The sequence below is a fragment of the Kitasatospora sp. NPDC048662 genome (assembly GCF_055587065.1).
The window spans coordinates 774,901-799,785 of the sequence record NZ_JBVJHA010000002.1 but is presented as its reverse complement, the minus strand read 5'-3'; the positions used below and the strand labels follow the sequence as shown (position 1 = coordinate 799,785).

The 24,885-nt window shown below is 71.4% G+C and carries 21 protein-coding genes and 1 tRNA gene; 14 read left to right on the top strand and 8 right to left on the bottom strand.

What is annotated here, in order from left to right; all coding sequences use genetic code 11:
* Positions 1-313: 313 nt before the first annotated feature.
* From ACZ6R9_RS09545 to rarD, 3 genes are all read left to right on the top strand, one after another.
* Entirely contained in the window at positions 314-2,110 is a 1,797-nt protein-coding gene (locus tag ACZ6R9_RS09545; RefSeq protein WP_465537704.1) for a 2-oxoacid:acceptor oxidoreductase subunit alpha, read from the top strand.
* On the top strand, positions 2,107-3,144 hold the full coding sequence (locus tag ACZ6R9_RS09540; protein WP_380479479.1) for a 2-oxoacid:ferredoxin oxidoreductase subunit beta: 1,038 nt from the start codon (positions 2,107-2,109) through the stop codon (positions 3,142-3,144). The genes ACZ6R9_RS09545 and ACZ6R9_RS09540 overlap by 4 nt, the downstream gene beginning before the upstream one ends.
* A 112-nt stretch (positions 3,145-3,256) precedes the next feature.
* On the top strand, positions 3,257-4,195 hold the full coding sequence (gene rarD, locus ACZ6R9_RS09535; RefSeq protein ID WP_380479482.1) for an EamA family transporter RarD: 939 nt from the start codon (positions 3,257-3,259) through the stop codon (positions 4,193-4,195).
* 50 nt (positions 4,196-4,245) lie between these two features.
* Here rarD and ACZ6R9_RS09530 read toward each other — a convergent pair whose 3' ends face one another.
* Complete coding sequence (locus ACZ6R9_RS09530) at positions 4,246-5,430, bottom strand: LolA family protein (RefSeq protein WP_465537469.1); 1,185 nt, start codon at positions 5,428-5,430, stop codon at positions 4,246-4,248.
* Positions 5,431-5,613: 183 nt separating this feature from the next.
* Between ACZ6R9_RS09530 and ACZ6R9_RS09525 the strand changes: the two genes are divergently transcribed.
* A complete protein-coding gene (locus ACZ6R9_RS09525; protein ID WP_465537467.1) occupies positions 5,614-8,202 on the top strand; it encodes a bifunctional FO biosynthesis protein CofGH in 2,589 nt (862 codons plus the stop codon).
* 126 nt (positions 8,203-8,328) lie between these two features.
* Positions 8,329-9,429, top strand: a complete 1,101-nt coding sequence (locus ACZ6R9_RS09520) for an ADP-ribosylglycohydrolase family protein (protein WP_465537465.1) — start codon at positions 8,329-8,331, stop codon at positions 9,427-9,429.
* 115 nt (positions 9,430-9,544) lie between these two features.
* On the opposite strand, the gene ACZ6R9_RS09515 is transcribed toward ACZ6R9_RS09520, so the two are convergent.
* The 3 genes from ACZ6R9_RS09515 to ACZ6R9_RS09505 all read right to left on the bottom strand — a co-directional run bounded on the left by ACZ6R9_RS09515 (position 9,545) and on the right by ACZ6R9_RS09505 (position 11,653).
* The gene (locus tag ACZ6R9_RS09515; protein WP_380479492.1) at positions 9,545-9,751 is read right to left on the bottom strand and encodes a DUF397 domain-containing protein; all 207 of its coding nucleotides are present in this window, start codon (positions 9,749-9,751) and stop codon (positions 9,545-9,547) included.
* Positions 9,748-10,605: a helix-turn-helix domain-containing protein gene (locus ACZ6R9_RS09510; RefSeq protein WP_380479494.1), complete on the bottom strand. Its 858-nt coding sequence runs from the start codon at positions 10,603-10,605 to the stop codon at positions 9,748-9,750. The genes ACZ6R9_RS09515 and ACZ6R9_RS09510 overlap by 4 nt, the downstream gene beginning before the upstream one ends.
* A 325-nt stretch (positions 10,606-10,930) precedes the next feature.
* Positions 10,931-11,653 carry a GOLPH3/VPS74 family protein gene (locus ACZ6R9_RS09505; protein WP_380479496.1) on the bottom strand — a complete coding sequence of 241 codons (723 nt, stop codon included), beginning with the start codon at positions 11,651-11,653 and terminating at the stop codon, positions 10,931-10,933.
* Between the two features lie 302 nt (positions 11,654-11,955).
* On the opposite strand from ACZ6R9_RS09505, the gene ACZ6R9_RS09500 reads away from it, so the two are divergent.
* The gene (locus ACZ6R9_RS09500) at positions 11,956-14,208 is read left to right on the top strand and encodes a hypothetical protein (protein WP_465537462.1); all 2,253 of its coding nucleotides are present in this window, start codon (positions 11,956-11,958) and stop codon (positions 14,206-14,208) included.
* On the opposite strand, the gene ACZ6R9_RS09495 is transcribed toward ACZ6R9_RS09500, so the two are convergent.
* Together ACZ6R9_RS09495 and ACZ6R9_RS09490 are read right to left on the bottom strand one after the other, a co-directional pair.
* On the bottom strand, positions 14,180-15,073 hold the full coding sequence (locus ACZ6R9_RS09495) for a YhjD/YihY/BrkB family envelope integrity protein (protein ID WP_465537460.1): 894 nt from the start codon (positions 15,071-15,073) through the stop codon (positions 14,180-14,182). The genes ACZ6R9_RS09500 and ACZ6R9_RS09495 overlap by 29 nt on opposite strands.
* A 142-nt stretch (positions 15,074-15,215) precedes the next feature.
* Positions 15,216-15,977, bottom strand: coding sequence for a polyprenol monophosphomannose synthase (locus ACZ6R9_RS09490; RefSeq protein ID WP_465537458.1), 762 nt, complete (start codon positions 15,975-15,977; stop codon positions 15,216-15,218).
* 156 nt (positions 15,978-16,133) lie between these two features.
* Between ACZ6R9_RS09490 and ACZ6R9_RS09485 the strand changes: the two genes are divergently transcribed.
* A tRNA-Arg gene (locus ACZ6R9_RS09485) sits at positions 16,134-16,206 on the top strand.
* Between the two features lie 282 nt (positions 16,207-16,488).
* Positions 16,489-17,469, top strand: a complete 981-nt coding sequence (locus ACZ6R9_RS09480; RefSeq protein ID WP_465537456.1) for a hypothetical protein — start codon at positions 16,489-16,491, stop codon at positions 17,467-17,469.
* A 43-nt stretch (positions 17,470-17,512) separates the two neighbouring features.
* On the opposite strand, the gene ACZ6R9_RS09475 is transcribed toward ACZ6R9_RS09480, so the two are convergent.
* Positions 17,513-18,559 carry a leucine-rich repeat domain-containing protein gene (locus ACZ6R9_RS09475; RefSeq protein ID WP_465537454.1) on the bottom strand — a complete coding sequence of 349 codons (1,047 nt, stop codon included), beginning with the start codon at positions 18,557-18,559 and terminating at the stop codon, positions 17,513-17,515.
* A 158-nt stretch (positions 18,560-18,717) separates the two neighbouring features.
* Between ACZ6R9_RS09475 and ACZ6R9_RS09470 the strand changes: the two genes are divergently transcribed.
* Both ACZ6R9_RS09470 and ACZ6R9_RS09465 read left to right on the top strand, forming a co-directional pair.
* Positions 18,718-20,280, top strand: coding sequence for a GMC oxidoreductase (locus ACZ6R9_RS09470; protein WP_465537452.1), 1,563 nt, complete (start codon positions 18,718-18,720; stop codon positions 20,278-20,280).
* A gap of 35 nt (positions 20,281-20,315) precedes the next feature.
* A complete protein-coding gene (locus tag ACZ6R9_RS09465; RefSeq protein WP_465537451.1) occupies positions 20,316-21,059 on the top strand; it encodes an LLM class F420-dependent oxidoreductase in 744 nt (247 codons plus the stop codon).
* Between the two features lie 18 nt (positions 21,060-21,077).
* Here the strand turns inward: ACZ6R9_RS09465 and ACZ6R9_RS09460 are convergent, their stop codons facing one another.
* Positions 21,078-21,638, bottom strand: coding sequence for an adenine phosphoribosyltransferase (locus ACZ6R9_RS09460; RefSeq protein WP_380479523.1), 561 nt, complete (start codon positions 21,636-21,638; stop codon positions 21,078-21,080).
* Between the two features lie 409 nt (positions 21,639-22,047).
* Here ACZ6R9_RS09460 and ACZ6R9_RS09455 point away from each other — a divergent pair, with 409 nt between their 5' ends.
* Genes ACZ6R9_RS09455 through ACZ6R9_RS09440 form a run of 4 tightly spaced genes read left to right on the top strand, consistent with a single transcriptional unit; the run spans position 22,048 to position 24,872 of the window.
* Positions 22,048-22,764, top strand: coding sequence for a hypothetical protein (locus tag ACZ6R9_RS09455; RefSeq protein WP_380479525.1), 717 nt, complete (start codon positions 22,048-22,050; stop codon positions 22,762-22,764).
* Between the two features lie 19 nt (positions 22,765-22,783).
* Complete coding sequence (locus ACZ6R9_RS09450; RefSeq protein ID WP_465537448.1) at positions 22,784-23,386, top strand: NUDIX domain-containing protein; 603 nt, start codon at positions 22,784-22,786, stop codon at positions 23,384-23,386.
* A 51-nt stretch (positions 23,387-23,437) separates the two neighbouring features.
* Positions 23,438-24,169 (top strand): phosphoribosylaminoimidazolesuccinocarboxamide synthase, encoded by a 732-nt coding sequence (locus ACZ6R9_RS09445; RefSeq protein ID WP_465537446.1) that lies wholly within the window; start codon positions 23,438-23,440, stop codon positions 24,167-24,169.
* On the top strand, positions 24,156-24,872 hold the full coding sequence (locus tag ACZ6R9_RS09440) for an SDR family oxidoreductase (protein WP_465537444.1): 717 nt from the start codon (positions 24,156-24,158) through the stop codon (positions 24,870-24,872). The genes ACZ6R9_RS09445 and ACZ6R9_RS09440 overlap by 14 nt, the downstream gene beginning before the upstream one ends.
* Positions 24,873-24,885: the final 13 nt, after the last annotated feature.

Genomic DNA, 24,885 nt, shown 5'->3' with positions numbered 1-24,885 from the left:
CGGCCCGTCAACCCGCGGTGGCGGTCTTCGCGAGTTCCCTTCCACCGGTGCTCTGCCCGCTTAGGATTCCCTTGGTGCGCCAGGCGGACGGGGCACACGGCTCACGCCCGCTGCTGGCTCCCCTTCGAGGAGGTCCGCGGCAGTGACCAGTCAGGTCGATCAGTCAGAGGCAGTGGACGGCCCGGGCGGCGAGCGCCGGTCGGGTCCGGCCTCGGCCCGGTCGGGGCCGCAGGGCGGGTCCGGGCGGGCGGCCAAGCCGATTCGGCGGTTGGACCGGGTGATCATCCGGTTCGCGGGTGACTCGGGCGACGGTATGCAGCTCACCGGCGACCGGTTCACCTCGGAGACGGCGGCGTTCGGCAACGACCTGTCCACGCTGCCGAACTTCCCGGCGGAGATCCGTGCCCCCGCAGGCACCCTGCCGGGTGTGTCGAGCTTCCAGCTGCACTTCGCGGACCACGACATCCTGACGCCCGGCGACGCCCCCGACGTGCTGGTGGCGATGAACCCGGCGGCGCTGAAGGCGAACCTGCCGGACCTGCCGGCCGGCGCCGAGATCATCGTCAACACGGACGAGTTCACCAAGCGGGCGCTGGCGAAGGTCGGCTACGACAAGGACCCGCTGGCGGACGGTTCGCTGGAGTCGTTCCGGCTGCACCCAGTGCCGCTGACCACGCTGACGCTGGAGGCGCTGAAGGACAGCGGCCTGGCGCGCAAGGACGCCGAGCGGGCGAAGAACATGTTCGCGCTGGGCCTGCTGTCCTGGATGTACCACCGGCCGACCCACGGCACCGAGCTGTTCCTGCGGCAGAAGTTCGCGAAGAAGCCGCAGATCGCCGAGGCGAACGTGGCCGCGTTCCGGGCGGGCTGGAACTTCGGCGAGACCACCGAGGACTTCGCGGTCTCCTACGAGGTCCCGCCGGCCAAGCTGCCGGCCGGCACGTACCGGAACATCTCGGGGAACCTGGCGCTGTCGTACGGCCTGGTCGCGGCGGGGGAGCGGTCCGGGCTGCCGGTGTTCCTCGGCTCGTACCCGATCACCCCGGCCTCGGACATCCTGCACGAGCTGTCGAAGCACAAGAACTTCGGCGTGCGGACCTTCCAGGCCGAGGACGAGATCGCCGGTATCGGCGCGGCGCTCGGCGCGGCGTTCGGCGGCGCGCTGGGCGTGACCACCACCTCCGGCCCGGGCGTGGCGCTGAAGTCGGAGACCATCGGTCTGGCGGTGTCGCTGGAACTGCCGCTGCTGGTGGTCGACATCCAGCGCGGCGGCCCGTCCACCGGCCTGCCGACCAAGACCGAGCAGGCGGACCTGCTGCAGGCGATGTTCGGCCGCAACGGCGAGGCCCCGGTGCCGATCGTCGCCCCCGCGACGCCCGCCGAGTGCTTCGACGCCGCGCTCGACGCCGCCCGGATCGCGCTCACCTACCGCACCCCGGTGTTCCTGCTCTCCGACGGCTACCTGGCCAACGGCTCCGAGCCGTGGAAGATCCCGGAGATCGACGAACTGCCGGACCTGCGCGTGGAGTTCGCCACCGAGCCGAACGGCCCCGACGGCACCTTCCGCCCCTACCAGCGCGACCCGCACACCCTCGCCCGCCCCTGGGCGGTGCCCGGCACCCCCGGCCTGGAGCACCGGATCGGCGGCATCGAGAAGCAGGACGGCACCGGCAACATCTCCTACGACCCGGCCAACCACGACTTCATGGTCCGCACCCGGCAGGCCAAGGTGGACGGCATCGAGGTGCCGGACGTCGAGGTCGACGACCCGAGCGGCGAGGCCCGGGTCCTGGTGCTCGGCTGGGGCTCCACCTACGGCCCGATCACCGCCGCGGTGCGCCGGGTCCGGGCCGACGGCGGCCAGGTCGCCCAGGCCCACCTGCGCCACCTCAACCCGTTCCCGGCCAACCTCGGCACGGTGCTGCGCCGGTACGAGCGGGTGATCGTTCCCGAGATGAACCTCGGGCAGCTCGCCCTGCTGCTGCGCGCGAAGTACCTCGTGGACGCGCAGTCCTACAACCAGGTGCGCGGCCTGCCGTTCAAGGCCGCCCAACTCGCCGACGTGCTGCACGCGGCGATCGGCACGCTCGACGCGGAGGCGACCCGATGACCGACTTCCCCGCCCTGCGGCTCGTCCCGAAGGCCGACGGCCCGCAGTCCGCGAAGGACTTCAAGACCGACCAGGAAGTGCGCTGGTGCCCCGGCTGCGGCGACTACGCGATCCTGGCCGCCGTCCAGTCCTTCATGCCGGAGCTCGGCATCCGCCGGGAGAACACCGTCTTCGTCTCCGGCATCGGCTGCTCCTCGCGCTTCCCGTACTACATGAACACGTACGGCATGCACTCGATCCACGGCCGCGCCCCGGCGATCGCCACCGGCCTGGCCGCGTCCCGCCCGGACCTGTCGGTGTGGGTGGTGACGGGCGACGGCGACGCGCTGTCGATCGGCGGCAACCACCTGATCCACGCGCTGCGCCGGAACGTCAATCTGAAGATCCTGCTGTTCAACAACCGGATCTACGGACTGACCAAGGGTCAGTACTCGCCGACCAGTGAGGTCGGGAAGATCACCAAGTCCACGCCGATGGGTTCGCTGGACGCGCCCTTCAACCCGCTGTCGCTGGCCATCGGCGCGGAGGCGAGTTTTGTGGCGCGGACGATCGACTCGGACCGGCAGCACCTTCAGTCGGTACTGCGGGCGGCGGCGCAGCACGAGGGCACCGCGCTGGTGGAGATCTACCAGAACTGCAACATCTTCAACGACGGAGCGTTCGAGCTCCTGAAGGAGCCCGGCACCCGGGACGAGGCGCTGATTCGGCTGGAGCACGGGCAGCCGGTGCTGGTCGGTGCGGACCGGCACGTGGTGCGCGGGGCGGACGGGGAGCTCCGGATCGCGCCGCGGGCCGAGGGGGAGGCCCTCGTGCACGACGCGCATGCCGGTAGCCCCACGACGGCGTTCGCGCTCACCCGGCTGACGGATGCGGACATGCTGCACCACACGCCGATCGGGGTGCTGCGGGACGTGAAGCGGCCGGTGTACGACACGCAGATGGCGGACCAGCTGGCGTTGGCGGAGGAGCAGAAGGGGCGGGGGGAGCTGGCCGGTCTGCTGGCGGGATCCAGTACCTGGACGGTGACTGGCTGAGGGGCCGGAAACACCACCCCGTCAGCAGCAAAAGTGCCGTTTGGGGATGACACCTTCACCCGCGTGCCGCTACCTTTCGTAGGACGTTTCGTGCGCGGGTGAAGGGCGGGCCATGGCGGAGAGCGGGCGGGAGGCCAGGGTCGGGCTCTGGAACGGCTTTGCGGCGTACGGGATGTGGGGGTTGTTCCCGCTGTTCTGGCCGCTGCTGGAGCCGGCCGGGGCGGTGGACATTCTGGCGAACCGGATGGTGTGGTCGCTGGTGGCGGTGGCGGTGATGCTGCTCGTACGCCGGCGCTGGGGGTGGATACGCCCGCTGCTGCGGCAGCCGCGCAGGCTCGCACTGCTGGCGGTGGCGGCGGCCACGGTCTCGGTGAACTGGGGCGTGTACATCTGGGCCGTGAACGCGGGGCATGTGGTGGAGACCAGCCTCGGGTACTTCATCAATCCGCTGGTGACGATCGCGTTCGGCGTGCTGGTGCTGCGTGAGCGGCTGCGCACCGCACAGTGGGCGGCGGTCGGGGTCGGTGTGGCCGCGGTGGCGGTGCTGACGGTGGCGTACGGGCGGCTGCCGTGGATCGCGCTGACGCTGGCGCTGTCGTTCGCCACGTACGGGCTGATGAAGAAGAAGGTCGCGCTGGGCGGGCCGGAGAGCCTGGCGGTGGAGAGCGCGGTGATGTTCCCGTTCGCGCTGGGGGTGCTGGTGTACCTGGGGGTGCGCGGCGAGGGCAGCCTGGGGCACTACGGCTGGGGCCACACCGCGCTGCTGATGGCCAGCGGGGTGATCACGGCGGTGCCGCTGATGTGCTTCGGCGCGGCCGCGCTGCGGGTGCCGCTGACCACGCTGGGGCTGTTGCAGTACCTGGCGCCGGTGTTCCAGTTCCTGATCGGGGTGACGGTCTTCCACGAGTCGATGTCGCCGGCCCGCTGGGCGGGCTTCGGGCTGGTGTGGGTGGCGCTGGTGGTGCTGAGCGTGGACGCGCTGCGCCGGGTGCGGGCGGAGCGGCGGCCGGTCGCGGTCGCGGCGCCCGCGGAGGCGGCGGTCTCCAACTGACGACGCGGGGCCCCGGGAGGTGATCCCGGGGCCCCGCGCACCGATCGTGGTTACTTGCCGGAGGCCGCGGCCTGCTCCAGGGTCTCCGGGGTGACGGCGCCCATGTAGATCTTGCCGTCCTTGGTGATCAGGGCGTTGACGACGCGGGTGGACACCAGGGTGCCGCCCTTGACCTCGCGGCCGGCGAACTTGGCGATGCCCTTCGCGGCGTCCGCGCCGGCCTCGCCGCGGGCGATGGCCGTCCAGCCCTCGCCGATGACGCCCGCCTTCGCCCCGTCGGCGCCGCCGGTCGGCAGCGAGGGCAGGCCGGGGACGGACGGCATCGGGTTGGCGGCGTGCTCCTTCGCGGACTGCTCGACCACCTTGGCGCCCTTGGGCACGCTGAACTCGAAGGTCTTGGCGTCCGGCTTGGCGTAGGACAGCGTGCCGAAGCGCACGTCGAACGCGGTGGCGCCGTCCACCGTGCGCAGCTGCACGGCCAGCGGCAGGCCCTTCTCGGCGTCGATGGAGACCCGGATCTCGGCGACGGTGGAGCCGGCCTGCTTGGGCTTGATGCTGAGCTTGTACGCGGCGTGCCCGGCGACCCGCTCGGTGCCGTCCACCGTCACTGAGGTGGTGGCGGAGGAGTGTTCGAGGAGCTGCTTGGCGATGTCCTGCGGGGTGATGGAGCCGATCCCCTCCTTCCCGTCCGGGCGGTGGCCGTCGGTGCCCGCGCCGGTCAGGTGCAGGGCCTGCTGGGAGCTGCGGTCGTAGGCCCACACCTGGTCGCCGTTGTGGACCAGCTCGTAGCCGGACTTCTGGCCGGACAGGGTGAGCCGCTGGCGGTCCGGGCCGTCGGAGACGACGGACAGGGTGTGCGAGCCGCCGAGCAGTTCGACGGCCTTCATCTGCGGGTCGGCGCTGCCGGTCTTGGCGCCGGCGCCGCGGGCCATCTCGCCGAGCGGGCCGGAGCCGGAGGCGAGGTCGGTCAGCGCGGTGGGCAGGCCCAGGTCGGCGTTGACCCGGACGGTTCCGCTGAAGGTGTCGGTGTTCGCGGAGAGGGCCTTGGCGATCAGATCCTGGGCGCTGATGGCCGGCAGGTTCGGCGACTCGTCGCTGGCCAGTGCGGGCACCAGGCCGATGCCGGTGGCGACGACGGCGGCAATCGCCACCGGCACGCCGATCCGGACGGCGGTGCGGCGCCTGCCCGCCCGAGGTGCCGTCAAGTTCTGTACTGCGGTGGCTTCCTGGTCCACTGCGGCCCCCTTCAGAGCTCGTCTGCTGTCACTGTCCATTGAAGCCCCGCGGCCCCCCGTGTCGCGTCGCCCGCCGGCAGCAGATCGCGCTACGTCTCGCGTTGTATCCGGAGTATGGCGACCCTGAGACGCCCTCAGGGTTCGGTAGTTCCACAGGCGTACACCTCGCGTAGGGTCGGGCCCATGAGTCACGAGCCCTCGCTGCCCGTCCCCTCTTCCCCTACGCCGACCGCGATGCGGCGCGCGCTGCGCCGGGCCCGGGACGGGGTGGCGCTGGATGCCGCGGAGGCGGCGGTGCTGCTCCAGGCGCGCGGCGCGGACCTGTCGGAGCTGTGCGGGGTGGCCGCGCGGATCCGTGACGCCGGGCTGGAGCAGGCGGGCCGCCCGGGCGTCATCACGTATTCGCGCAAGGTCTTCATCCCGCTGACCAGGCTGTGCCGGGACCGCTGTCACTACTGCACCTTCGTCACCGTCCCCGGCAAGCTCCGCAAGGACGGCCACGGGATGTACCTGTCCCCGGACGAGGTGCTGGAGATCGCCCGGCAGGGCGCCGAACTCGGCTGCAAGGAAGCCCTGTTCACGCTCGGCGACCGCCCCGAGGACCGGTGGCCCGAGGCCCGCGAGTGGCTGGACGCGCACGGCTACGACGACACCCTGGCGTACCTGCGGGCGATGGCGGTGCGGGTGCTGGAGGAGACCGGGCTGCTGCCGCACCTGAACCCCGGCGTGCTGTCCTGGACGGACTTCCAGCGCCTCAAGCCGGTCGCTCCGTCGATGGGCATGATGCTGGAGACCACCGCCACCCGCCTGTGGTCGGAGCCCGGCGGCCCGCACCACGGCTCGCCGGACAAGGAACCGGCGGTGCGGCTGCGGGTGCTGGAGGACGCCGGGCGCAGCGCCGTGCCGTTCACCACCGGGGTGCTGATCGGCATCGGCGAGACGTACCAGGAGCGGGCCGAGTCGCTGCTGGCGATCCGCAAGGTGGCCCGGGCCTACCAGGGCGTGCAGGAAGTGATCGTGCAGAACTTCCGGGCCAAGCCGGACACCGCGATGCGGGCCATGCCGGACGCCGAACTGTCCGAGCTGGCAGCCACGGTGGCGGTGGCCCGGCTGGTGCTCGGCCCGGCGGCCCGGATCCAGGCGCCGCCGAACCTGGTGGACGCCGAATTCGCGCTGCTGATCGGCGCCGGTATCGACGACTGGGGCGGCATTTCGCCGCTGACGCCCGACCACGTCAACCCGGAGCGCCCCTGGCCGCACATCGAAGAGTTGGCCGAACGGACCGCCGAATCCGGGTTCACCCTGCGCGAGCGGTTGACGATCCATCCCGAGTACCTGAAGCGCGGCGAGCCGTGGCTCGACCCCCGCCTGCTGCCGCACGTGCGGGCGCTCGCCGACCCGGCCACCGGCCTGGCCGTCGAGGGCCGCCGCCCCGCGGGCCTGCCCTGGCAGGAGCCGGAGGAGCCGATGACCGGCGGCGGCCGCACCGACCTGTTCCGCACCGTCGACACCGAGGGCCGCACCGGCGACCGCCGCTCCGACTTCGACGAGGTCTACGGCGACTGGGAGTCGCTGCGCGAACAGGTCGCCGTCCCCGCCCCGCGCCGCCTGCCCGCCGAGGTCCGGGCCGCGCTGTCCACCGCTGCCGACGACCCGAGGAAACTGACGGACGATCAGGCCCTGGCGCTGTTCCAGGCCGACGGGGACGCGCTGGACGCGCTGTGCCGGATCGCCGACGAGCTGCGCCGCGACACGGTCGGCGAGGAGGTGACGTACTGCGTCACCCGGAACATCAACTTCACCAACGTCTGCTACACCGGCTGCCGGTTCTGCGCGTTCGCGCAGCGCCGCACCGACGCCGACGCGTACACCCTGTCGCTGGACCAGGTCGCCGAACGGGCCGAGCAGGCCTGGGAGGTCGGCGCGACCGAGGTGTGCATGCAGGGCGGCATCCATCCGGACCTGCCGGGCACCGCGTACTTCGACATCGCCCGGGCCGTGAAGCAGCGGGTGCCGGGCATCCACGTGCACGCGTTCTCGCCGATGGAGGTGGTCAACGGCGCCACCCGCACCGGACTTTCGATCCGCGACTGGCTGACCCGGGCCAAGGAGGCCGGGCTGGACTCCATCCCCGGCACCGCCGCGGAGATCCTCGACGACGAGGTGCGCTGGGTGCTCACCAAGGGCAAGCTGCCCGCCGCGACCTGGGTGGAGGTGGTCACCGCCGCGCACGAGCTGGGCCTGCGTTCCTCGTCCACCATGATGTACGGGCACGTCGACACCCCGAAGCACTGGCTGGGCCACCTGCGGCTGCTGGCCGAACTCCAGCAGCGCACCGGCGGGTTCACCGAGTTCGTCACGCTGCCGTTCGTGCACACCAACGCCCCCGTGTACCTGGCGGGCATCGCCCGGCCCGGCCCGACCGCGCGCGACAACCGGGCGGTGACCGCGATGGCCCGGCTGCTGCTGCACCCGCACATCCCCAACATCCAGACCAGCTGGGTGAAGCTCGGCGCGGAGGGCGCCGCCGAGATGCTCCGCAGCGGGGCCAACGACCTGGGCGGCACGCTGATGGAGGAGACCATCTCCCGGATGGCGGGCTCCGGTTGGGGTTCCTACAAGTCGGTCCGCGATCTGGAGGCGATCGCCGCCCTGGCCGGCCGTCCGGCCCGGCAGCGCACCACCGACTACGGGCAGGTGCCCGCCGAACGGCGCGCGGCGGCCCTCGCCTCGGACGGCCACCTGCCCCGGCTGCTGCCCGTGCTGGAGTAACGGGCCCGCCCTGGCCGCCCGGCGGCGGGCGGATGGATGTTCGGTGGAGCCCGGCGGTTTCGAGCGAGCCTTCGAATACAGTGCGTCTGCTGTCCGACGCCGCCGACCGAAAGGCCCCCACCCGTGATGCCCCTGTGGTCACGCGCCCAGCAGCAGGATTTCCGCAGCCGGGTACGGGGCTGTCTGCTCGGCGGCGCGATCGGTGACGCCCTCGGCGCCGGCATCGAGTTCGAACAGCTGGAGCAGATCCGGGCCACCCACGGCGCGGCGGGCGTCACCGGTTACGTCCGCGCCTACGGGCGGCGCGGCGCCGTCACCGACGACACCCAGATGAGCATGTTCACCGTGGACGGCCTGATCCGCGCCCACATCGGCCGCGACAGCGGCGCCTGGCACCCGCCGTCCGACGTGCACCGCGCCTACCTGCGCTGGTACGCCACCCAGCAGGACTGGGGCCCCGACGAGCGCCGCAAGGACCTCGGCTGGCTGGGCCGTGAGGAGTGGCTGTACGACCGCCGCGCCCCCGGCAACGCCTGCCTGTCCGGCCTGGCCGGCACCGGGGACGGGCCGCTGCCCACCGTCGAGGAGCCGCGCAACCCGAACTCCAAGGGCTGCGGCACCGTGATGCGCGCCGCCCCGTTCGGGCTGCTCACCGCCTGGGACCCGGCCCTGGTGTTCCAACTGGCCGTCGAATGCTCGGTGCTGACCCACGGCCACCCCACCGGCTACCTGTCCGCCGGGGCCTTCGCGGTGATCGTCCACGCGGTGGCCCGCGGCGGCACCCTGGAGGAGGGCGTCCACCTCGCCCTGGCGCTGCTGTCCGAGCGGCCCGGCCACGAGGAGACCACCGCCGCCCTGCGCGCCGCCCTGGACGCCGTCCGGGCCGGTGTGCCCTCCGCCGAACGGGTCGAGGAACTCGGCGAGGGCTGGACCGCCGAGGAGTCGCTCGCCATCGGCCTGTACTGCGCCCTGGTCGCCGAGGACGTCCGCAGCGGCCTGCTGCTGGCGGTCAACCACTCCGGCGACAGCGACTCCACCGGCTCCATCTGCGGCAACCTGCTCGGCGCCCTGCACGGCGAGACCGCGCTGCCGCCCGAGCTGCTGGCCGAGCTGGAGGGCCGCGGCGCGATCCTGGAACTCGCCGACGACCTGGTGCTGGAACTGCTGCACGGCCCCGCCCTGCACGGCACCGAGGGCTGGAACACCCGCTACCCGGTCGGCAGTTGAGGCCCGGGCGGGCGGCTGCGACGGTGCCCGCCGCAGCGGCCGGGGCCGGGCGGATGCCACGGTGCCCGCCGCAGGGGGAGCGACGGGCACCGTGGGGTGGGCAGGGAGCCGTGGATCAGACCTCGCCGAAGGCGCCCGCGGCGGCGGCGGCCGCGAAAGCCGCCCAGCTCGCGTTGGAGAAGTGCAGCTGCGCGCCGTGCGGGTCCTTGGAGTCCCGGACCGCGATCGAGGCAGAAGACGGGACGGCGATCTCGACGCACGCGCCGTTGCCGCCGCTGTAGCTGCTCTTGCGCCAGGTCAGGGTCTCGGTGGCCTTGCTCATTGCATGAACTCCTCTGCCAATTGGGTGATCATCGACCGGCTTTCCGTGACACTCAGCGCCGCGGCTCGCAGGTGGTCGTAGAGATTGGTATAGCGGCGTACGTCGGCTTCCTTCTCCAAGTAGAGATCGGCCGTCACTCCTTCGAAGTAGACGACCGTGGAATCTGCTGACTCGGGGAACTCCATCAGGGAGAATGTCCCGGTCATCCCGGGGTGGGCACCGTTGCTGAACGGTATGACCTGCAGGTTGATGTTCGGTCGTTCGCCGAGCTCGACCAGCTGGAACAGCTGCTCCGCCATCACCTGCGGCCCGCCGACCTGGCGGCGCAGCACCGCCTCGTCCACCACCACCCACAGGCTGCCGAGCTGGTCCTCGCCGTGTATCCGGTGCTGGCGCTTGAGCCGCACCTCCACCCGGCGGCGGATCGCCGCCGGATCGGTGTCCGGCTGGGTGCCGGTCACCACTGCCTCGGCGTACTGCGGGGTCTGCAACAGCCCGGGCACGAACGAGGATTCGTAGGCCCGGATCGACGAGGCCTCCGCCTCCAGTCCGATGTACACGCTGTACGGGATGTCCCCGAACTCGTGCCACCAACCGCGCTGGCGCGACTCCTTGGCCATCTCCATCAGTCCGTTGCGGACCCGCTCGTCCTCGACCTCGTAGACGTCGCACAGGTCGCGCACATCGCGCGGGCTGATCGAGCGGCGGCCGTTCTCCAGTCGGCTGATCTTCGACTGGGAGACCATCAGGCGGCCGGCCACCTCCTCGGCGGTCATCCCTCGGAGTTCGCGCAGCCGCCGGAGCTCGGCGCCGAGCCTGCGGCGGCGGACCGTCGGGTTCACGCTGGCGGACACATCGACCTCCGGCCCCACTACTGGCAACAGTGCGGTAATTGGTACCAACCCCCTGACGCTGAGCAGCATGCCACCTCAACTGCGGTCCACGCCCGGGATTCGCCGCAGCACGGTAGAACAGATCATCGGAAAATAGCTCAATGGGGGCGGTGGTACTTGCGGACCCCCCGCCCCACGCGCTAAAGGGCATCCCTTGTGCCCCAGGGCACTTGACGCGGGGTCGGACATCGGCCGGCGGGCGAGAACGGGGAAAGGCGGTCGGCCCGGTGCATCGCACCGGGCCGACCGCCCTTGAACCGCCTCGAACGCTAACGGCGTACGCCGCTCATCGCGCGCCCACCCGGCTGGCCACACCCCGCCCCGCGGCGGCGGGCCGACCGGCCGGACCCCGCGAACCCGCGGGCGCCGACCTGCCCTGCTGGGCCGGCAGACCGTTCTGCACGTCCATCACCGCATGGGCCACCATCCCGCCCAGCGGGTCGTACCTGATCAGATCCCGCAGCCGGGAGCGCGAGGACCGCCCCTCGTTGCCCGGGTACAGGTGCTTGCCCAGACCCACCGCGTGCGCCAGCGCCGCCAGCGCCGCCGTCCGCGGGTCCGGCGGCACGCCGGTGCGGATCGCGGTGTCCAGCCGCTGCTTGATCGCCGCGTTGGTGCAGTCGTCCGACGCCTGGTAACGGGTCGTCGGCAGCACACCGCACACCTGACCCGGCACCGCCGTCACCATGCCGCACCGCTCCAGGTGCGCCAGGTACGTCTGCCTCAGGCCCAGGCGCGGTCCGCCGATCCAGTGCGCGGCACGCACCGGACTGCCACGCCTGCGCAACAGCTCCAGCGCGTGGTCCAACGTCGGGTCACCGGTCGGCCGTGGCACCACCACGGCGATCCGGTCCCCGTCCGGGACTATCCTTCCGGCCAAGGACAGCTCGACAAGCTGCGCCCCGGCAAGTCCGAGGTCGAGGGTCTGCGGCTGCGCGGTGGTACCCGTGGCCGGGTCCAGTGCGAGCAGCAACAGCTCCTCGGGAATAGTTCTGCGGCTCCTGCCCATCCAAGCCTCCCCGCGTGGATGAATGACAGGGTGACGCCTCTCACACAGCCTTGTCGAGTACGCCTCCGAATCGTGACCTTGCTCGGGCAGGCTGGAACCACCGTCCGACGCCCCCGCGTCTGATCCGGAAGGGGCCTGCACCGGCAGGAAAAACCGCCGGTGGGGCGGGGTGCGGCAGGCCATCGCGGCCACGGTGCCGGAGACTGTACAGGTACCCGGGCGGGTCGAGAACCCGCCCGAAAAAAACCAGCTTGTGTGATCGGACCGGCAACCGCCGGGGCGGACGAGGAGGAGTGGGTTACGTGGGCGAGTCCCCGCAGAGCGAGCCGCGCGACGACAGGACGCGGCCGGCCGAGGCCGAGGAGCGAGCTCCTCGCGAGGGCGGCTCCACTGTGCACCTCCGCGCCCGTGAGACCTCTGCCGAGTCCGGGTCCGGGTCCGACCTCGACCTGCCCGAAGCCGGTGCCGCGCTCACCGTCGAGGCTCCGGCGAAGGAACCGGAGGGGAAGGGCGAACCGGAGGGGAAGGGCGAACCGGAGGAGGAGCCGGAATCCGAGGAGGCTGAGGAGGAGTCCGCTCCGGTCGCGCCCGGGCCCACCATGCCGAAGGCGGAGAAGCCGGAGGAGGCCGAGGAGGAGTCAACTCCGGTCGGGCCCGAGCTCACGATGACCTTGCGCGTCGAGAAGGTCGAGGAGTCGGACGAGGCGGACGAACCGGAGGGGGAGCCGGAATCCGAGGAGGCTGAGGAGGAGTCAACTCCGGTCGCACCCGAGCCCACCATGACGCTGCGCATGGAGAAGGTCGAGGAGCCGGAGTCGGAGGATCCGGAGGGGGAGTCGGAATCCGAGGAGGCCGAGGAGGCTGAGGAGGAGTCCGCTCCGGTCGCGCCCGAGCCCACCATGACGCTGCGCATGGAGAAGGTCGAGGAACCGGAGGCGGCCGAGGAGGAGTCCGCTCCGGTCGGGCCCGAGCTCACGATGACGCTGCGCATCGGGAAGGTCGAGGAGCCGGAGGAAGACGCTCCGGCCAAGCCCGAGCCGACCATGAACCTGCGGGTGGACAAGGACCGCCCCGAGCAGACCGTCATGCTGCGGCTGCCCAAGGACGAGGCCGCCCCCAAGCCGGCCCCGGCCCCGAAGCCCGCACCCGTCGCGCCGAAGCCCGCCGCCGTGCCGAAGGCCGCTCCCGCTCCCGCTCCCGCTCCCGCGGCCGTCGCCGCGCCGGCGCCCGTCGCGCCCGTCGCGCCCGTCGCGGCGCCCGCCGCCCCCGTGCCGGCCGGCCCGGAGAGCACCGTCGAGGCGCTGGAGGTGCTGAAGTCACTGAGCGCCCGCCCGGTGAGCCCGTTGCGGCGGGCGATGAAGCGGGTGCTGATCTGGGGCATCTTCCTGGCCGTGGTGCTCGGTGTGCTGTCGGCCGCGCAGTTGCTGCGTCCGCTGCCCACGCCGAAGGCGAAGCTCGGGATGGCGGACTCGTTCACCTTCCAGGGCGAGCAGTTGAACATCCCGTGGCCGACCACGGGGCAGGCCGCGGCCGAGGTGATCGGGGTGGGTGGTCTCGGCGCGTCCGGCGAGGAGAAGGCGGTGCCGATCGCGTCCGTCACCAAGGTGATGAACGCGTACCTGATCCTGCAGGCGCACCCGCTGAAGAAGGGCCAGACCGGCCCGATGCTCACGGTGGACAAGCAGGCCGCGTCGGAGTCGACGAGCCTCGACGAGTCGAGGGTGACCCTGACGGAGGGCCAGCAGCTCAGCCAGTACGAGGCGCTGGAGATGCTGATGCTGCCGTCCGCGAACAACGTGGCCCGACTGCTGGCGCGTTGGGACTCCGGCAGCGAGGAGGCGTTCGTCAAGAAGATGAACGACACTGCCAAGCAGCTCGGCATGACCAACACCACGTACGCCGACCCGGCAGGGTACAACAACGACACCAAGTCGACCGCCAAGGACCAGCTGAAGCTGGCCGAGGTGGTGATCAAGGACGAGGTGTTCCGGCAGGTCATCGCGGAGCCCGACACCAAGTTCAACGGCCAGCGGATCTACAACACCAACAAGCTGCTCGGGAAGAACGGCATGATCGGCGGCAAGACCGGTTCGTCCTCCCCCGCGCAGTCCTGCTTCATGTGGGCGGCGGTCAAGGAGGTCGGCGGCGTCAAGCGGACCCTGGTCGGCGTCACCCTGGGCCAGCCGGTGAGCACCGGGTACGACCTCGTGACCGCGGCCCAGCCGGTCAGCCAGAAGATCAACGTGGCCGCGCAGTCCGTGCTGACCGGGCAGACCCTGGCCAAGCAGGGCGACGTGGTCGGGTACGTCGAGGACGGCATCGGCGGCAAGGTCCCGGTGGTCGCCGCCAAGGACCTGACGGTGGCGGGCTGGTCCGGCATCACCGCGCACCTGACGCTCACCCCGATCGGCAAGATCGCCCACACCCTGCCGGCCGGCACCCAGGTCGGCACGCTGTCGGCGGGCGACGGCGCCGACCGGATCGAGATCCCGGTCACCCTCCAGAAGGACCTGGCCCCGCCGTCCATCAGCGCCCGGCTGCTGCGCCTCGGCTGAGCCGCGCGGCCACCGACGGTTCCTCGGCGATCACCCTGCCCAGCACCAGGGCCAGGGTGATCGCCGTGAACAGGACGATCAGCCAGGACAGCACGGTGAACACCACGCCGTACGGGCCGAACCTGGCGATCGACGCCGACATCGCGTGCGGCAGGTACACCTGCGAGGCGACCCCGAGGACGACCTGCGCCAGGCCGCACAGCACCGCCCCCGGCAGCAGCGGGGCCCAGCGGATGCGGGCGCCGAGCAGCAGGTGCTGAGTCCACCACCACACGCAGGTGGAGACCACGAAGGTCAGCGGCAGGCCCAGCCACAGGCCCGCGCCGAACCCCTCGCGCAACGGCACCTGGAACACCAGGAACACCAGCCAGCCCAGCAGCCACACCACCCAGCGCCACAGCGCCAACCGGGTGCTGCGGTGCGGCAGCTCCCAGGCCCGCTCGCAGACCCGCTGGAGCGCCCGGCTCATCGCTGTCGCGGAGGCCAGCGTGACCAGCGCGCCGACCGCCCCGAACGCCTGGGCGGCGCCGTCCGGGTGAGTGTTCATCAGCTGCTCGACCTGCTGCTGGGCCGCACCCTTCAGACCGAGCTGAGTGCGCAGCGAACTGGTGAGGCCACGCTTGACGGCGGCCGGCGCGAACACCGCCACCACCAGCAGCGCGGGCAGTCCGGACAGGAACGCCTGGGCCGCCAGCCGGGTCGCGTTGTCCAGCAGGTTGACCCGGAGCAGCTCACCGGCCGTCCGGCCGAGCAGCGGAATCCGCTCGCGAGCGCCCTTCGCCGAGGCGGCCAGCCGCGCCGCCCGGGCCTTGGCGGACGTCCACCGGCCGCGGCGCCGCTTCGATGGACGCGGTGGCTCTGTCACGCCGAAACCTCCGTCACGCCGTAACCTCCGTCGGGCCGTAACCCTCCGTCGGGCCGTAACCTCCGTCAGGCCGTAACCTCCGTCAGGCCGGGAACGCCCGACCTCGCGGGCCGGGAACACCCATCCTCAGGGGTCGGAACGCTCAGCGCTTCCGGGTGAGCCGGGCCACCCGGTCGGAGACGCCCCAGGCGGTGACCCGCCAGAGGGCCTCCGCCACGATGCTGCGGCTCATCTTCGAGGCGCCGTGCTCGCGCTCCACGAAGGTGATCGGGACTTCGGTGACCTTGAACCCGGCCTTGACGGCCCGCCAGGCCAGATCGACCTGGAAGCAGTAGCCCTGCGAGGCGACCTGGTCCATTCCGAGGCCCAGCAGGGTCTCCTTCCGGAACGCCCGGTAGCCGCCGGTGACGTCGCGGATCGGCACGTTCAGCATCAGCCGCGAGTACGTCGAGCCGCCCTTGGACAGCAGCAGCCGCGACTTCGGCCAGTTCACCACCGCGCCACCCGGCACCCAGCGCGAGCCCAGCACCAGGTCCGCGCTGTGCAGCGCGGCGAGCAGCCGTGGTAGCTCCTCCGGCTGGTGCGAGCCGTCCGCGTCCATCTCCACCAGCACGTCGTACCCGTTCTCGATCCCCCACCGGAACCCGGCCAGGTAGGCCGCGCCGAGGCCTTCCTTGCCCTTCCGGTGCAGTACCTTCACCTGTTCGTCGTCCGTGGCCAGGGCGTCGGCCAGCTTGCCGGTCCCGTCCGGGCTGTTGTCGTCGGCGATCAGCACATGGGCCTCCGGCACGGCGGTCCGGACCCGGGAGACGATCCGTTCGACGTTCTCCGCCTCGTTGTAGGTCGGAATGATCACCAGGATCCGGCCGAGGCCGCCGAACGGATTCTGAGCAGAGGAAGTCACGGGACCGGTGCCTTTCGGAGAGGTCGGATCTGTCACAAGAAGGAACAAATCCACCGTAAGGCCACACACCGCACCCGGCCCGCCCCTCCGGCACCGGCCACCGGGCGGGGCCGATCCGCTAGGCTGTGAGCGGTCGTCGGGTGTCCCGCCGACCGCGCCTCAGTAGCTCAGGGGATAGAGCACGGCTCTCCTAAAGCCGGTGTCGCAGGTTCGATTCCTGTCTGGGGCACAGCAGAACCACAGGTCGCAGGCCCTCCGCCCGTTCGGGGCGGGGGGCCTGTGGCGTTTTCGGGGCTTGTGCGCGGATCGGTCCAACTTGCCCGCGAATACGGTCGATCGGGGTCGCTTGTCGAGCGGAATGCGACTGTTTCAGGCGGGAGGGTGATCGGTGGGCGATCACGTCGATCTCCCGTCGCGCGCTGTGCTACGTTCCGTGCTCGAACCAACACACAAGTGACCCCGGCGGTGCTACCAACACCCCGGGGTATGGCAACAGGAGCGAAACCTCCCGATGCGAGTCCATCGTAGCGCCCACGCGCGCAATTTCACCGTGCTGCCCAACGACATGTTGCAGTTCCGGATGCTGTCCTACACCGCCAAGGGTCTGCTCGTTGACCTTCTCTCCCGCCCCGACGGCTGGCGCGAGGACAGCCGGCTCATGGCCGACACCAGTCCGCAGGGGCGCGGCGCGATCCGTAAGGCCCTGAGGGAGCTGACCGCCGCCGGCTTCTACCGGGTCGAGAAGATCCGGATGCCCGACGGCACGATCGTCTCCGAGAACCACGTCTACGACACCCCGCAGCCCGTGCCGCAGCCGAGTACCACCCGTCCGGTACCCGGTGCGGCGAACTCCGGCGGTTCTGACGCCCTTATAAAGAACCGGTACCAAGAACCCACCCTCCCCGCCGAAGCGACAGCCGTCGAAGCGGCAGTTGCCGAAGTGACAGCCGCCGAAGCGGCAGTCGCCGAAGCGGCAGTCGAGCCACCCGGGGAGGCTCCGGCGGTGCCGGACGAACAGACCCGCGCGGCGGTCGCCGCGCTGTACCGGGCGATCCGCCCCGAGCCGCGCCTGCGCCTCGGTGAAGCCGAGGCCCGCACGCTCGCCCCGCTGGTCGCCCAGTGGCTGGAACGCGGTGCCACCCATGCCGACCTCGCCCGTGCCTTGGTGCCCGGACTCCCCGTCCCGATGCACTCCCCAACCGCCATCCTCCGCGACCGACTTGAGCGCAAGATGCCACCGGACCAACCCCCCGCCCGCCCGGCAGCGGCCCGCCTCCCCGAGTGCATCAAGTGCCACGATCCCGTCCCCGAACCCGGCATCTGCCGCCCCTGCGCAGGCCTCGGCACCCCCCGCCGCCCAGCCGTCGGAGGCGGCGCATCGGCCACCCTCGCGGGCGCCGCACGCGTCCGGGACGCGATGCGCGCGGCGCGGGCGGCACTGCAGAGCTCCGTAGCGCCCTGGGCGGCGGAGAACTCCCCGACCGTGCCGTGAGAAGCGCCGAGGTGCCGGACACGGGCGGGACGGAGGCCGAGGCTCAGAGGAGGACGACGCACCCGCGCTGTTCGAGGTCGGGGATCCAGGCCGGTAGGGGGTCGATGAGGTTCCACCGCAGGTCGAGCTTTTCGAGGTGCGGGAGGTGGGCGAGGGACTCCGGGAGCCGGGTCAGCGCGTTGTTGCGCAGGTCGAGGTGGGTGAGAGCGGTCAACTCGCCGACGGAGGCGGGCAGTTCGCGGACGCGGTTGTTGCGCAGGTCGAGGATCCGCAGCCGCTCCAGGCGGCCGATCTGCTCGGGGAGGCCGAGCAGGTGGTTGTCGGTCAGCCGCAGTTCGCGGAGGTCCGTCAGGCCGGCGAGGGAGTCGGGCAGGGTGGTCAGCCGGTTGCCCATCAGGTGTGCCTCGCGCAGCCGGGACAGCCGGCCGATCGAGGCGGGCAGGGTGGTGAGGCGGTTGTTGTAGAGGCGCAGTTCCTGGAGTGAGGCCAGGTCTCCGAAGCGGTCCGGGAGGCTCTGGAGGAGGTTGTCGGTGAGGTTCAGGTAGCGCAGCCGGGTGAGCTCGCAGAGTGCGGCCGGCGCGCTGGTGAGTCGGTTGTTGCTGGCGTAGAGGTAGCGGTCGAGACCGGCGAGTCGCCCGATCGACTCGGGCAGTTCGGTCAGCGCGTTGTGCCCCAGGTCGAGGGTGTGGAGGCTGCTCAGCGCGCCGATCTCCTCGGGGACGCGGGTGAGCCGGTTGTCGCCGAGGTTCAGGTGGCGCAGGCCGCGGAGGTTCGCGATCCAGGCGGGCAGGGAGGTGAGTTCGTTCTTGTACAGCGTCAGTAGTTCGAGGCCGGTGAGCTCGCCGACGGGCTGCGGCAGTTGGCGGAAGGCGTTGCGGTCGAGCCGGAGTTCGGTCAGTCGGCGGAGGGCGGACAGGCTCTGGGGCAGGTCGCTCAGCCGGTTGCCGGAGAGGTCGAGCCGGCGCAGGCCGGGGAGGTCGGTGAGCTCCGGGGGTGCCTCGTCCAGTCCGGCGTCGCGGGCCGACAGGTCGGTGATCTCCTCGGCCGGTTCGCCGGAGGAAAGTTGACTGTCCGTCAAGTACGTTGCCACGTCGCTCCTTTGCTGGCTTTCGGCTCACGGTAGCGGAGGCCGCGTGGGGCGGTGCCCGATCGGCGGCCTCGACGGACCGGACGGAAGTTCATCTGGTTCGTCAATGCAGGCTGCCCTAGGTTCCTGGTCACGATTCGGCGGTCAGGAGAGGAATCGCGATGGTAGCGCCCCACAGTCATGCGGATCCGGCCCAAGGACTCGAAGAGCTGCTCCTCGCGAGCTTCGAGGAGGCCGCCGCAGGCGACTTCGACGTCATCATCGTCGGTGGCGGGGCCACCGCGGCGGTGACGTTGAAGAAGTTGCTCCAGCTGGCTCCCGGCACCCGGGTGCTGCTCCTGGAGCAGGGCCCGTACCTGCTGCCCGATCATGTGCAGAACCTCGGCTCGGTCCTCCAGCCGCTGATGGACCGCGCGGTGGCCAAGCCCTGGCGCTCCGAGGGGGATCTCGAACTGATCTTCCAGGTGCCGTATCTCGGCGGGCGGACGCTGTTCTGGAGCGGGGCCAGCCCGCAGCCGACGGCGCAGCAACTGGCCGGGTGGCCGAAGGCCGTGGTCGACGAGCTGGACGGCGAGTGGGCCGAGGCGAAGGAGATCGTCGGCGTCCGCCGGGCCTCGGAGCTGGGCCGGGAGTTCGGAAACCTGAACTCGCAGCTCCGGCAGCGGATCCACCAGGGGACCGGGCCGGACTCGGACCTCGCGCTCCCCGAGGACCCGGGCCTGCTCGACGCGCCGCTCGGCATGGCGGCCACCACCGCACCCGGGGCGACCAGGAAGTTCAGCGCCGTCCCGGTGCTGCTCGCGGCGGCGGCCGGCCACCGTGGCTCGGTCGCCATCCTGCCGAAGTGCAAGGCCGTCGGGCTGACCTGCGAGGACGGCCGGGTGACCGCCGTCCGCACCACGCGGGGCGAGCTTCCGGTCGGCGGCGCCCGGATCGTGCTCGCGACGGGCACCGTCGAGAACACCGAGCTGGTGCTGCGCTCGCTGCCCGCCTCGTCCACCCGGCTGGCGGGCGCGAACCTGGCCGGGAACGCCGCGAGCTTCTTCAACTGCCGGGTACCGCGCGCGGCGTTCGAGGACCTCGCCACGGACCGGCCCGAACTCGCCGCGCTCTACCTGGACGGCGCCACCGATGACCGCGCGTTCGTGCTGCACCTGAGCGCGAGCGCGACCGTGGACCCGGGCAGGGACGTGGAGACCGTCTACCGTCTGCTCCCCGACGTCTTCGGCGAGGGCACCCCGGAACGGCTGACCGATCCCGACCACGTGGTCTTCCTGGTCAACGGCGTGACCGAACTGGGCGGCGTGCGGGCGGCCGACTCCCCGAGCCGGGTCTTCCTCGACCAGGACGGTGCCACCGTGGGCGCCTTCCACCTGGACGAATCGGACCGCCGGGCCTGGGACGCCCTGGACCGGACGACCGACGAGGTGCTGAGACTCGTGGCGCGGGGTTCGGCGATGGAGTTCTGGTCGCCCGAACGCGGGCAGTGGGAGTCCGAACCCCCCGCCGCCGGCCGGCGCATGCCGTTCGCCTTCCTGGAGTCCGGGACGCTCTGGATGGGGGAGTCGCCGGAGGACTCGGTCACCGACCTGCACGGCCGGCTGCACGCCCTCGACAACCTCTACGTCACCGGCGGAGCGCTGTTCCCGACCCGCGGATCCTGGAATCCGCTGCTCACCATGGCCGCCCTCGCGCTGCGGCTGGCCCGTCACCTCGCCCGGTGACCGACCGGGTCCACCACTCTCAAGGAGCTTTCCCGATGCGGGACTTCAAGCTGGGTGTGCAACTTCAGCCCGAACGGACCGAACTCGACCCGCTGCGCGACGCCTGGCGGGAGCTCGACCGCGCCGGAGCCGACTCGATCTGGGTTCCCGACCACTTCCTCCCGGTGTCCCCGGGCGATCCGAACGGCCCGAACTTCGAGTGCTGGTCGCTGCTTGCCGCGATGGCCGTCGACACCTCGCGGGCCGCGTTCGGCGCGCTGGTGAGCTGCGTCTCCTACCGCAACCCGGACCTGCTCGCCGACATGGCGCGGACGGTCAACCTGCTGAGCGGAGGCCGGCTGGTCCTCGGTCTCGGCGCGGGCTGGTGCGAGCGCGAGTACGTCGAGTACGGCTACTCCTTCGGGAGCCCCGCCGTCCGGCTGCGCGAGTTCGAGGACGCGCTGGTCCGGATCCGGTCGCGGCTCCCCAGGCTCAACCCGCCCGCACCGGGCCTGCGCACGCTGATCGGCGGCGGAGGCGAGAAGGTGACCCTGCGGCTGGTCGCCGAACACGCGGACCTGTGGAACGCGTTCGGCCCGGCGGACGACTACCGCCGGAAGAACAAGCTGCTGGACGAGTGGTGCGAGCGGATCGGCCGGGACCCGTCCACGATCGAGCGCTCGGTGTTCGTGGACGTGTCCGAGACCGACCGGATCGAGGAGTTCCTGGCCGCCGGGGCCGAGCACGTGATCGTCGGGCTCCCGGCGCCGTTCGACCTGTCCTTCCTGGACCGCCTCTAGGGTCCGTTCCGGGTCCTTTCAGACCGTGAGCACCGCCTCCAGCGGCGCCTCGCCGAGTGCGGGCGTCAGGCGGGAACGGCCTGCCAGGAAGCCGAGTTCGAGGAGGACGGCGACGCCGGCCACCTCCGCGCCGGCCCGCCGGAGCAGGCCGAGCGAGGCGTCGAGGGTTCCCCCGGTGGCGAGCACGTCGTCGACCACGACGACGCGCTCGCCGGGGGCGAAGGCGGAGCGCTGGATCTCCACCTCGGCCGCCCCGTACTCCAGCTCGTAGCCCTGGGCCAGGGTGGGGCCGGGGAGCTTGCCCGCCTTGCGGATCGGGACGAAGCCGAGGCCCGCCCGCAGCGCCACCGGGGCGGCCAGGATGAACCCGCGGGCCTCCAGACCGGCCACCTTGTCGGCGCCCACCGCCACGCAGAACCGGGCGAGAACGTCGACGAGCGGGCCGAAGGCATCGGGGTCCGCGAGGAGCGGCGTGATGTCCTTGAAAACCACGCCCGGGCGCGGATGGTCGGACACGTCCGTGATCCGCTCCAGCAGAAGTGTGCGGATTTTGTCGTCGATTTCCTCGATGGAGGCCATGGCGGAGATATTTCCCTCGGTCGGCGGGGTCGCAGTGGAATTCGGAGAAGCCGCCCGAATGCGGCCCTGCCAATCATGGAGCACGGCTGCGCGCGCCCGTAGGTGCACCATCGGCCGGTCCGATCGACCGGCTCCGGCGGGCGCACCGCCGACCTGTCCGAGTGTCCGCCCCGACCGGCCGCCCGGGCGGCCACCACCTTCGAATACTTGTCGCGCGTCCGGCGTGGCTGGCTAGATAGGACGGTGATCCAAGTCGGCGCGAGGCCGGCTGTCGATGCGTCGGAGAATCCGTTCCCGAAAGTCGTGGATTCGTCCGGCCAATTCATTGCAGGGGGGTTCGGAATTGACTGGAGAAATACCGATCGAGGTCGATCTCGGTGATATTCGATCGGCGGATCTCGATGCTCTCGTGAGCGGCCTTCACCCGGCCGACGACGAGAGCCGTCTCAGCTACAACCTGGCCCTGGTCCGGGAGCTCGGCCGACCGGAGCGGATCACCGCTCTGCTCAAGGACTACCTGAGCGACCCGGCCGCGCTGGCCCTGATCGCCGGCCGTTCCTACCGGCACGTCAACCACTTCGACAAGATCGTCCTGGTGGACACCGACAACGGCGGCTACCGGCTGACCCTTCACCTGTGGAGCCCGCCCTACAGCGAGAAGGAGCTCCACGACGAGCTGATCCACGACCACCGGTTCAGCTTCTGGTCGACCATCCTGACCGGTCGGCTGGTGTCGCAGAACTTCAGCAAGCAGGACTCGGCGGACGCCCTGAGCTTCCGTCAGTACCGGTACAGCCCGGAGAAGCTCGGTACCGCCTCCGTCGGAAACTTCTACGAGTTCATCGGCGACACCCCGCTCACCAGGACCGACGAGGCGGTGGAACTGCAGGGCAACGCCTACCACCTGGAGTACCACCGCATCCACCGGGTCGCCCTGCCGCTGGAAGCGATGGTCTGCACCCTGGTGCTGCGCGGGCCCCGGGAGCGGACCTTCTCCAACGTCTACAACACCGCCTATCCCTCCACGGACACCCAGAACGGCAACGTCATGTTCTCGGTGCCGGAGCTCACGGAGAAGCTGGACCGGCTGAAGGCCACGATCGAGCGCACCCGCGCCGATGCCTGATCCGGAAGGTCACGGGAGCGTGACCGCGTCGGGCACCGCCGCCGTCCGAGAGGTGGAGACGGTGCTCGACGAGTGGCTGGCCGTGCGCCGGTACACGCTCGACGTGCGGGGAGCCGACGGGGAGACCCGTCGGCTCCACCGGCTGAGCGTGGGCCGCGGCGACCGGGCCGCGGTGCTGCTGTGCGACCCGGACCGCGGGACGGTCCTGCTCACCCGGCAGCTCCGCCTTCCGGTGCTGGTCCACGGCGCACAAGCACCGTCGGGCGACGGACGGCTGATCGAGCTGCCGGGCGGGCTCACCGACGGCGCCGACCCGGCCGAGGCGGTCCGCCGGGAGGCGGAGGAGGAGACCGGCTACCGGGCCGGTGACCTCGCCCGACTGGCCACCGTGTACCCGGCTCCCCAGCTGAGCACCGAACGGCTGCACCTGTTCACCGGCGAGTACCGCGCCGACGACCGGCCCGGCCCGGGAGGCGGCGTCGCGGCCGAGGGCGAGGACATCGAGGTCCTCGAACTCCCCTTGGCCGAGGCGGTCGACCGGCTGCTCCAGGAGCCGGCCGCCGACGCCAAGACACTGCTGCTCGTCCTGCTCGCGCACCACCGGCACACGTGTCCGGCCTGACCGGACGCCCGCCGCGCGCACCCACACCCACGACCGAGGACAAGGGGTCCGATGCAACCCTCCGCCCTGCCGAGTGACAAGGAACTTCAGGCGGTTCGCGAACAGCGCGAGCCCGACATTCAGGGGCGCAGCAAGCGGCTCTGGCTTCTGCCCGACGGCCTGTGCATGGTGGAGATGATCCCCAGCCTGCGGAGCTTCACCTACAGCCGCGACGAACTGGTCGAGGAGACCGGGCCGTTGCGGCTGGACTTCTACGAGCGGGCGGCCGCCCGCCTGGAGAAGGCCGGCATCCGCACCGCCTTCGTGCGCCGGCTGGGGCCGACCAGCTACCTGGCCGAGTACCACCCGGCCCCGCCCTTCGAGGTGATCGTCAAGAACCGCGCGGTCGGCTCCACCCTGGTGAAGTACCCCGGACTGTTCGAGGAGTTCGAGCCGCTGCCGAGGCCGGTGGTGAAGTTCGACTACCGGGTGGACCCGGAGGACCAGCCGATCGGGGAGGACTACCTGCGGGCGCTGGACCTGCCGGTGGACGAGTTCCGCCGACTGGCGCTGGCGGTGAACACCTCGCTGATCGAGTGGCTCGACTCGGTGCAGGTGTGGGACTTCTGCGTGATCTTCGGCCTGGACGGGGGACAGCCCGTCCTCATCTCGGAGATCTCGCCGGACTGCATGCGGCTGCGGCACGCCGACGGCGCCTCCCTCGACAAGGACCTCTTCCGCCGCGGTGCGTCCGCCGAGGAGATCACCACCGCGTGGCGGAGGCTGCTGGATGAACTCGTCTGAGCAGCCCGCCGGTGACCGGGTCGCCCTGGTCACCGGCGCCAACCGGGGCACCGGCCTGGCGATCGCCGCGGAACTGCACGGCCGCGGCTACCGGGTGGTGGCCCTCAACCGGACCCCGGCGGGCCAGGACTGGCTGTCCGAGGTGATCTGCGACCTGGCGGATCCGGCCGCGCTGGAGCGGGCGGTGGCCGAGGTGCTCGAACGGCACGGACGGCTGGACGTCTGCGTCGCGAACGCCGTGGCCCGCCGGATCGCCACCGTCGGGGAACTCTCCGCCGAGGACTGGGACGAGTCCGTCGCGGTGAACCTCACCTCGGTGTTCCGGCTGGTGCAGGCCACCCTCCCGGCGATGCGCGCCAGTTCGGGGAGCTACGTGGTGATGGGCTCGCACGCCGGCACCCGCTACTTCGAGGGCGGGTTCGCCTACGCCGCGACCAAGGGCGCGCTCAAGGCCCTGGTGGAGACCCTGCTGCTGGAGGAGCGGCCGAACGGGGTGCGGACCACGCTGCTCAGCCCCGGTGCGATCGCCAACCGGGCGGCCGACGACACGCCGCAGAAGATGACCACCGAGTCGGTGGCCCGCTGCGTCGGCTACCTGGTGCAGGACCAGCCGGCCGACCTGGTCTACGGCGAGGCCGAGATCCGCCCCGCCCGGCTGGGCGAGCCGCAGGTGGCAGGCCTGGACCGACTGCAGTACGTGTGATCACGCCTACGAG

Excerpts from the sequence above, each read along its gene's own strand:
- ACZ6R9_RS09545 (WP_465537704.1), top strand. The coding sequence starts at position 314 with ATGCAGCTCACCGGCGACCGGTTCACCTCGGAGACGGCGGCGTTCGGC.
- ACZ6R9_RS09540 (WP_380479479.1), top strand. The coding sequence starts at position 2,107 with ATGACCGACTTCCCCGCCCTGCGGCTCGTCCCGAAGGCCGACGGCCCG.
- rarD (WP_380479482.1), top strand. The coding sequence starts at position 3,257 with ATGGCGGAGAGCGGGCGGGAGGCCAGGGTCGGGCTCTGGAACGGCTTT.
- ACZ6R9_RS09525 (WP_465537467.1), top strand. The coding sequence starts at position 5,614 with ATGAGTCACGAGCCCTCGCTGCCCGTCCCCTCTTCCCCTACGCCGACC.
- ACZ6R9_RS09520 (WP_465537465.1), top strand. The coding sequence starts at position 8,329 with ATGCCCCTGTGGTCACGCGCCCAGCAGCAGGATTTCCGCAGCCGGGTA.
- ACZ6R9_RS09515 (WP_380479492.1), bottom strand. The coding sequence starts at position 9,751 with ATGAGCAAGGCCACCGAGACCCTGACCTGGCGCAAGAGCAGCTACAGC.
- ACZ6R9_RS09505 (WP_380479496.1), bottom strand. The coding sequence starts at position 11,653 with ATGGGCAGGAGCCGCAGAACTATTCCCGAGGAGCTGTTGCTGCTCGCA.
- ACZ6R9_RS09480 (WP_465537456.1), top strand. The coding sequence starts at position 16,489 with ATGCGAGTCCATCGTAGCGCCCACGCGCGCAATTTCACCGTGCTGCCC.
- ACZ6R9_RS09470 (WP_465537452.1), top strand. The coding sequence starts at position 18,718 with ATGGTAGCGCCCCACAGTCATGCGGATCCGGCCCAAGGACTCGAAGAG.
- ACZ6R9_RS09465 (WP_465537451.1), top strand. The coding sequence starts at position 20,316 with ATGCGGGACTTCAAGCTGGGTGTGCAACTTCAGCCCGAACGGACCGAA.
- ACZ6R9_RS09460 (WP_380479523.1), bottom strand. The coding sequence starts at position 21,638 with ATGGCCTCCATCGAGGAAATCGACGACAAAATCCGCACACTTCTGCTG.
- ACZ6R9_RS09445 (WP_465537446.1), top strand. The coding sequence starts at position 23,438 with ATGCAACCCTCCGCCCTGCCGAGTGACAAGGAACTTCAGGCGGTTCGC.
- ACZ6R9_RS09440 (WP_465537444.1), top strand. The coding sequence starts at position 24,156 with ATGAACTCGTCTGAGCAGCCCGCCGGTGACCGGGTCGCCCTGGTCACC.